Raw genomic sequence first — 6,846 nt, 5'->3', positions numbered from 1 at the left:
TTTACGTCGCCAACGGTAGCAACGGAGACTTCTTTCAAAGTGCACACGGGTCAAACCGGCACGGACTATAATTACACTGAGGTTACACTTGACTTGCCCACAAAAGCCATGGTTAGAACCACAATTACTCCTGAAATTCATATCATCGCCGATATGTCAAAAATCATTGACGGAACTAATAAAATTAAGCTATCTGACAATAATGCTGCAGGAAATGGCGCCACAATTATGGGGGGTACAGACTTGCCTCTAATTACGGAAAATCTGTCCAATATGTTTAGCGCGGCTCACGTTCATAACGATTAAATTAATTTTTGGGAGCACAAGCATTTGTTTTCACAATAACTTTTTGTCCCGCTTTCGCCTTTATCCACGCCCGAAAAAGGCGTGGGATATCGGCTCTATCGGGGCTAACCAGTGTTTTTTGTTTCCATAATAACTTTAAAAACCATGAAAATCAATTATTTTCTCGGGCTTATGGTGCCGTTTCTTTTTAGTTGTTCTGATAGTGACGATGCGTATATCGATAGGCCGCTTGATTTCAAAGTGCCTTCCAATTTTCCGGCATTAGTTTATAATATCGGTTTGAATCCCCCGACGGAAAAAGGTTTTGAGTTGGGTAAAAAACTTTTTTATGATGGTAGGCTGTCCTCGGACGGAATCATTTCCTGCGGCTTTTGCCACATTCAGGAGGACGCATTTACGCATCACGGTCATGTCTTTAGTCATGGAATCGATAATTTGGTAGGCACAAGAAATTCGCCTTCCATTCAAAACTTGGCATACCAAACCGCTTTCATGTACGATGGAGCGACGAGTCACTTGGATTTGCAGCCGGTAATTCCGCTAACGAGTCCGGTTGAGATGAATGGCGATTTGAACGCAATTGTATCCATGATGGGAAAGGATCCAATTTATAGTAAATTATTCAAACAAGCATTTGCAGATAAAAAAATCAACACCGAAAATATGCTGAAAGCGCTTTCCCAGTTTATGGTGATGATTACATCTTCGGATTCAAAGTTTGACCACTATAGGCGTAATGAAGCTGGAGGATCACTCAACACTGATGAAGCAGCGGGTTATGCATTGTTTAATTCTAAGTGCGCTTCTTGTCACGCAACTGACTTGATGACTGACAACTCTTTTCGCAATAACGGTTTGGCCATCAATCCCGCCTTAAACGACGTGGGAAGATTCCGTGTTACCCAATTGGTCGCCGACTATTACAAATTCAAAGTGCCAAGTCTGCGCAACGTAGATAAAACGGCCCCATACATGCACGACGGACGATTTGGGACCTTAGAATCGGTGCTCGATCATTATAGTTCAGGTGTAATGGATTCGCCTACATTAGACCCTGTTTTGAAACAAAAGGGAACGGTGGGAATTCCGCTTTCAGAAAAGGAAAAAACGCAATTAATTGCATTTCTAACAACATTAACAGACAATCAATATCTCACGGATAAACGATTCTCGGAATACTAAACACAATGAAAAACACACTAATTATAACTCTCTTTTCGCTTTTTGCATTTCAGTTTGTTTCTGCCAAAACAGAAAACGACAGCATCTCCAGGTTCACTTTTCAGAAAATGCAATTGCTTGACGATTTTGAATTTGATTGCGATGCCTGCGGCTGTTCCGCAAGCGGCGGCAGTATGGGATTCAGCTCCATGTTAAACAGTAATTTTATTGGATTGCGCTATTTCAAGCAAAGCTATACCAGTAGGGATGGCATTTTCGCCAACTCGCCTTGGATCGATGAAAATTTCAACACGGTTCAAATTTGGACAAAAATACCCATAACAGAAAAAATCCAGGTCTCGGCTTTGATTCCCTACCATTTTCATGACAGGGAACTTTCCACAGGAACAGAAAGCATAAAGGGGATTGGGGATGTTTCCATAATAGCGACCTATTCGATTTATCAAACACAAAAAGACAGTATCGTATTTACACACCACCTGCAATTGGGTGGCGGAATAAAAATGCCTACAGGCAAGTTTGACGAAGGTAACAATACGGGTAGTGTCAACCAAAGTTTCCAGTTGGGAACCGGCAGTCTGGACTATCTTCTGCTAACGGAATACGTGATTAAAAAGAAAAATTTAGGGTTGAACCTGATGCTGAACTACAATCTTAAAACGGAGAACAGCAAAAACTACCGGTTCGGAAATCAGTTCAACTACGGTAGTACGTTGTTTTATCTTCTGGACTTGAAATCGCTAATAGTGGTGCCGGAAATTGGTCTGGCGGGCGAAAAATATGATTCCAACAAACATTACGGCGAAAAATTGCCGGACACTTCGGGGGATGTTCTTTTCGGGAAATTCGGTTTTGAAGCCGGGAAAAATAAATTTTCGGTTGGCATGAATGCGATGCTTCCCATAAATCAAAATTTGTCAAGCGGAAATATGGAGGCTAATTACCGTTGGAGCGTAAACCTGAATTATACTTTATAGAATGGAGGAATCCCAATTGACATTGTAGCCTTCTTACTGGAGAAATTAGGACGTCATTGTTGAGAAAACAGATCATAAAAAAAGCGTGAGTTTCAGTAACTCACGCTTTTTCAATCTGGTTGAATTAATAATTGGTTTATTTGGGCAGTAGTACGTCATTTATGACATGGATCGGACCATTTGAAGTTTGGATAGTGGCTACTATTTCGGAACCATTCACGAAAGTCTTGTCACCCTGTTTGGTGATTTTTACTTTTCCGCCGTTTACTTCCTCATATTCTTGACCGTCCTGCATGTATTCGGTCTTCAGATTTCCAATATAGGTATGGTATTCTAAAATATTTTTTAAATCTAGTTTTTTTTCTGGTTTTAGCAGCCCTTCAACCGTTCCCTTTGGTAATTTGTCGAATGCCGCATTTGTGGGTGCGAAAACCGTAAACGGACCAATGCTGCTTAAGGCATCCACCAAACCGGCCGCTTTCACAGCCGCAACAAGTGTGCTGTGATCTTTACTCCCGGAGGCGACTTGAACAATGTTTGGACGTGATTCATCATCTACGACCGCTGGTTGCTGCGTATCTTGGGTAGAAACATCTTCTGTAGTGGTTTCAGCCTTGTTCTCGACGTTTTGTTTGCATCCAAATGCAATCATAAAACTGGCCAAGAGCAATGATATAATAATTTTTTTCATAATGGAGAGCTTAAGTTTATATATACAAAGTACCTAAATAACAACCGTTTATTTTATGAGTATAATCATAAAGGAGGACTGTTTTTAACTTTTTTTATGGAAAAATAAGAGGTATATCCTATTCCAAAAAGTAATACCAAAGCGGCCGCAAAAAGTTGCACGTTTATATAGGGAATCTGGGTATAGCTAAAGGAAGCAATGCCTTGAACCGCTAAAATAATTTCATTTAAGGATACACCAACGATAAAAATGGCTAACCCAAATTTGATGTTTTTTGACAGTACAAACAAATGACTGTTAAAGATGTAAAACAATAAAAACAGAGAGAAAACAGCTAACAAAACCAAATGCAAATAGGCAATAACAATAGGCCTGAAACCAAATGCCAGCTGACTTAAGGACGGAATAGTGGAGCCCAATTGCAGCAAAAGCTTTATACTTAATGCAAAGCCGACAAAAAGCAAAATGTAGCGCAACAAAGGAGCGTAGTTTTCCATGAAATCCCCTCTTGTTTTGCTAATGATAGAAACCAATTTAAACCAGGCGAAGACTTGAATTAGGGCTGATGCCACCGTAATAACGTACAACCAAAGGGGTAATTCCAGCCAGAGTGTCGATAAAAAATAAGCGGGGACACACGCTAGCGCGAATAATTTAAATGAAGTCTCATAGAATGGATGATCGGTTTTCCGCAGATTTAAAAGTCCCAACAACAAGCCCATGCTGGCAAAGAAAAACCAACCATTATATTGAAAATGCAAATAAAAATAAATTGAAGAAAGATATAAATTTTGGACAAGATTTTTACTGGCCATCATATAGGCCAAATAAAAGGTTCCAAAAGAAGAAAAAACATTAAACAATATGCCCGCTTTAAACCAGTTTTTTGAGAGGTAATCGCTGTCGATATGCTTTAAATCCTTAAAATATTGGTAGCCAAAATAACAGGAAACAAGAATGGAAGCTGTGGAAAAAAATATTGAAAACAATCCATAGCCCTGAATGATAAAGGAAATCAACATACCGTAGGAGCAAATTAAATTGGCAATGATCGTTTTTTTGTAGTGATGCCCTTGAAAACCTATAATTTTAGTTTGGAGATAGTAAATCATCAGGGTCATTAAAGTATGAGTAATCCAACCAGCGAAGGCAAAATGGGAATGGGAATGTTGCAGGTGTTTTTGATCCAAATACGGAAATTCAAATCCAATTTTGTAGCGCATCAGAACCCCAAGAAAAGCAACAATACAAAGATTAAGCAGAGAAAATTTAAGCCAAAATTTTATATCTAATTTCATTAATAAAATATTTTGTGATTTATGATTTCCACTTTATTGCACGTATTCATTTTGTTCAATGCTCGGATAACTGTTTCTACCCTTAAGCCGGTAAAGTTGGCAATTTCTTGACGAGTATATGAAATCGGAATTTTTTGATTTTCGTATCCAGATTTCTTTTTGACCGTATTTAGAAAAGCGATAATCCTATACTCAGGTCTTTGATTGATGATTTCTTTGGAAGAATTTGCTTTAGCATGAATTCTGCAGGCAAGTAAACCCAAAAAAGTTTTTTGAATACATGGATACTCATCCAGAATTTTTAAAAATTTATCTTTCGACAATTTTATTATGATGCTGTCAACCACTGCGATTGCTGTGGAAGGATAAGTCTCATCTATAAGAAGGGGAGGCTCGCCAAAACTATTGCCGTTGCAAAAATGACCCTGGGTAAATTCCTTTCCTTCATCATTGGAGTTGTACATTCGGACACTTCCTTTTATAATCTGATAATAAAAATGAGCTGTTTCATTTTCAGAGAATATCAGCTCGTTTTTACTGTATTTTTTGGCCACGGCACCCCAGCTAAAAAGTAAATCGATATCTATTTGCATTTTTTCCATTTTTGGATGCGTGTTTTCAGGCGGATCTTAAAAACACAGCTATATTTATACTCAGACAAAGTTGGTTTAAGTTAGTAAAAGTATTTCAATAAAGGACAAATAAGCATGATAATTATCAGGTTTTAAACAATTTAGTTTCCCGAAATTTGCAGTCTACTGAAAATAAAATTATAGCGATGACAACAACTAAACCGTTACATACATTTCATATACCTGTGATGGGACTGGCTTACACTATTGATAGTCCCATTCGAGTGGCGAAATATGGCATTTCCTCCGTGATTTCAATCATTGATGATGACCTTATTGAAAAAATGAACTCTTTTTACAGCACTAAATTCGATATTCCTTACCAGGAAATAACTCAAAAAATTCACGATTATCGTGCGGAGCGAATCACCTCTTATTTGAATTTGGTTGACAAAATCGTAAAGGATAAATTCGAAAATTTCAAAAATGAGTTGGCTGAAAGCAAATCGGCACTGGACAATTATATTGCCATGTTGCCTAACAAGTCAGAGATAAAGCAAGGCCTGCAAAATTTAGTGGATGATGGGGTGGCTTTTAAGGAAAACATCAAAAATTTCCTTGAAAACAATCTGACCCGAGGCGATATCGATGTGAATATCATGACGAAAGTCGACAAAGATAATTTCATCAAAGAGGAACAATTGCCTACTGAGTTTAATGACGCGCATGCCTCACTTCGTGGTTTTGCTAACAGTACGCTAACTTCTTCGGTTGTTCTTTCAGCGGGAATGAATCCGAGATTATACAGTTATTTTGAACGTTTTGACGTCTTTTTTCCTGACAGCAATAATGACTTGCAGAAGAAAATTATATTAAAAGTAAGTGATTTCCGTTCGGCTATGATACAAGGGAATTTTTTGGCTAAAAAAGGGCTTTGGGTTTCGGAATACCGAATTGAATCCGGTCTAAATTGCGGAGGACATGCTTTTGCGACGGAAGGCTATTTGTTGGGTCCGATTTTGGAAGAATTCAAAGATAAAAAAGAACAGCTGATTCAATCGGCCCACGATTTAATGGTGAAAGCCTTAACTATCAAAGGGAAATATGTTCCTGAGAAGCCATTGGGTTTGAAAATCACTGTTCAGGGCGGAGTAGGTACTGCCGAAGAGCATGACTTCTTACTGGATCATTATGAAGTTGATTCCGTGGGTTGGGGTACTCCATTTTTATTGGTTCCGGAAGCCACTTCTGTCGATGAGGCCACACGGAAATTATTGGCGAAAGCCAAAGAAGAGGATTTGTATTTGAGTCATATTTCCCCGTTGGGAATCCCCTTTAACACATTGAGAGGCACAACAAATGAGATACTCAAGCAAAAACGGATACATGAAAGCAATGCTGGGAGCTCTTGTCCGAAAAAGTTTTTGGCGTTAAGCAAAGAATTTGGCCCGAACCGAATTTGCACCGCTTCCAAAAAATACCAGGACGTAAAACTGGAAGAATTTGACGCAAAAAGAGATACGCTTTCAGCCGAAACTTTCGAGAATGCAAAAAATAAAATCACCGAAAAATCATGTCTTTGTGTAGGTTTGGCAAATGCTTCCTATTTAGAAAATGACATTACAGTTAAAGGGCAGGCTCAAGGGGTTGTTATTTGTCCTGGGCCGAACATGGCTTATTTTGACCAAGAAGTTTCGCTATCCAAAATGGTAAAGCATATTTACGGAAACGATTCGGTACTGACCGAAACGAACCGACCAAACATGTTCGTCAAGGAACTGAAAATGTATCTGGATTATTTGAAAAATGAAATTGCAACT

The 6,846-nt window shown here is 38.6% G+C and carries 7 protein-coding genes; 4 read left to right on the top strand and 3 right to left on the bottom strand.

Annotated elements, in window-relative coordinates; all coding sequences use genetic code 11:
• From VIH09_RS00590 to VIH09_RS00580, 3 genes are all read left to right on the top strand, one after another.
• On the top strand, window positions 1-306 hold a 306-nt coding region (locus tag VIH09_RS00590; protein WP_331576815.1), incomplete at its 5' end, for an MbnP family protein.
• A 144-nt stretch (window positions 307-450) separates the two neighbouring features.
• Window positions 451-1,488, top strand: coding sequence for a cytochrome-c peroxidase (locus VIH09_RS00585; protein ID WP_331576814.1), 1,038 nt, complete (start codon window positions 451-453; stop codon window positions 1,486-1,488).
• 5 nt (window positions 1,489-1,493) lie between these two features.
• On the top strand, window positions 1,494-2,465 hold the full coding sequence (locus tag VIH09_RS00580; protein ID WP_331576812.1) for a transporter: 972 nt from the start codon (window positions 1,494-1,496) through the stop codon (window positions 2,463-2,465).
• Between the two features lie 136 nt (window positions 2,466-2,601).
• On the opposite strand, the gene VIH09_RS00575 is transcribed toward VIH09_RS00580, so the two are convergent.
• The 3 genes from VIH09_RS00575 to VIH09_RS00565 form a co-directional block, all read right to left on the bottom strand.
• Complete coding sequence (locus VIH09_RS00575) at window positions 2,602-3,156, bottom strand: fasciclin domain-containing protein (protein ID WP_331576810.1); 555 nt, start codon at window positions 3,154-3,156, stop codon at window positions 2,602-2,604.
• 65 nt (window positions 3,157-3,221) lie between these two features.
• On the bottom strand, window positions 3,222-4,454 hold the full coding sequence (locus VIH09_RS00570; protein WP_331576808.1) for a hypothetical protein: 1,233 nt from the start codon (window positions 4,452-4,454) through the stop codon (window positions 3,222-3,224).
• Window positions 4,454-5,047, bottom strand: a complete 594-nt coding sequence (locus tag VIH09_RS00565; RefSeq protein ID WP_331576806.1) for a Crp/Fnr family transcriptional regulator — start codon at window positions 5,045-5,047, stop codon at window positions 4,454-4,456. The genes VIH09_RS00570 and VIH09_RS00565 overlap by 1 nt, the downstream gene beginning before the upstream one ends.
• Window positions 5,048-5,232: 185 nt before the next feature.
• Between VIH09_RS00565 and VIH09_RS00560 the strand changes: the two genes are divergently transcribed.
• On the top strand, window positions 5,233-6,846 hold a 1,614-nt coding region (locus VIH09_RS00560), incomplete at its 3' end, for a hypothetical protein (protein ID WP_331576804.1).

This window comes from Flavobacterium sp. (genome assembly GCF_036515215.1).
In the GTDB taxonomy this organism is placed as follows: domain Bacteria; phylum Bacteroidota; class Bacteroidia; order Flavobacteriales; family Flavobacteriaceae; genus Flavobacterium.
Note: the sequence above shows the minus strand (reverse complement) of the source record. Positions and strands in the feature narration are given on the sequence as shown.

Coding starts and splice junctions, on each gene's coding strand:
- VIH09_RS00585 (WP_331576814.1), top strand. CDS start 451: ATGAAAATCAATTATTTTCTCGGGCTTATGGTGCCGTTTCTTTTTAGT.
- VIH09_RS00580 (WP_331576812.1), top strand. CDS start 1,494: ATGAAAAACACACTAATTATAACTCTCTTTTCGCTTTTTGCATTTCAG.
- VIH09_RS00575 (WP_331576810.1), bottom strand. CDS start 3,156: ATGAAAAAAATTATTATATCATTGCTCTTGGCCAGTTTTATGATTGCA.
- VIH09_RS00570 (WP_331576808.1), bottom strand. CDS start 4,454: ATGAAATTAGATATAAAATTTTGGCTTAAATTTTCTCTGCTTAATCTT.
- VIH09_RS00565 (WP_331576806.1), bottom strand. CDS start 5,047: ATGCAAATAGATATCGATTTACTTTTTAGCTGGGGTGCCGTGGCCAAA.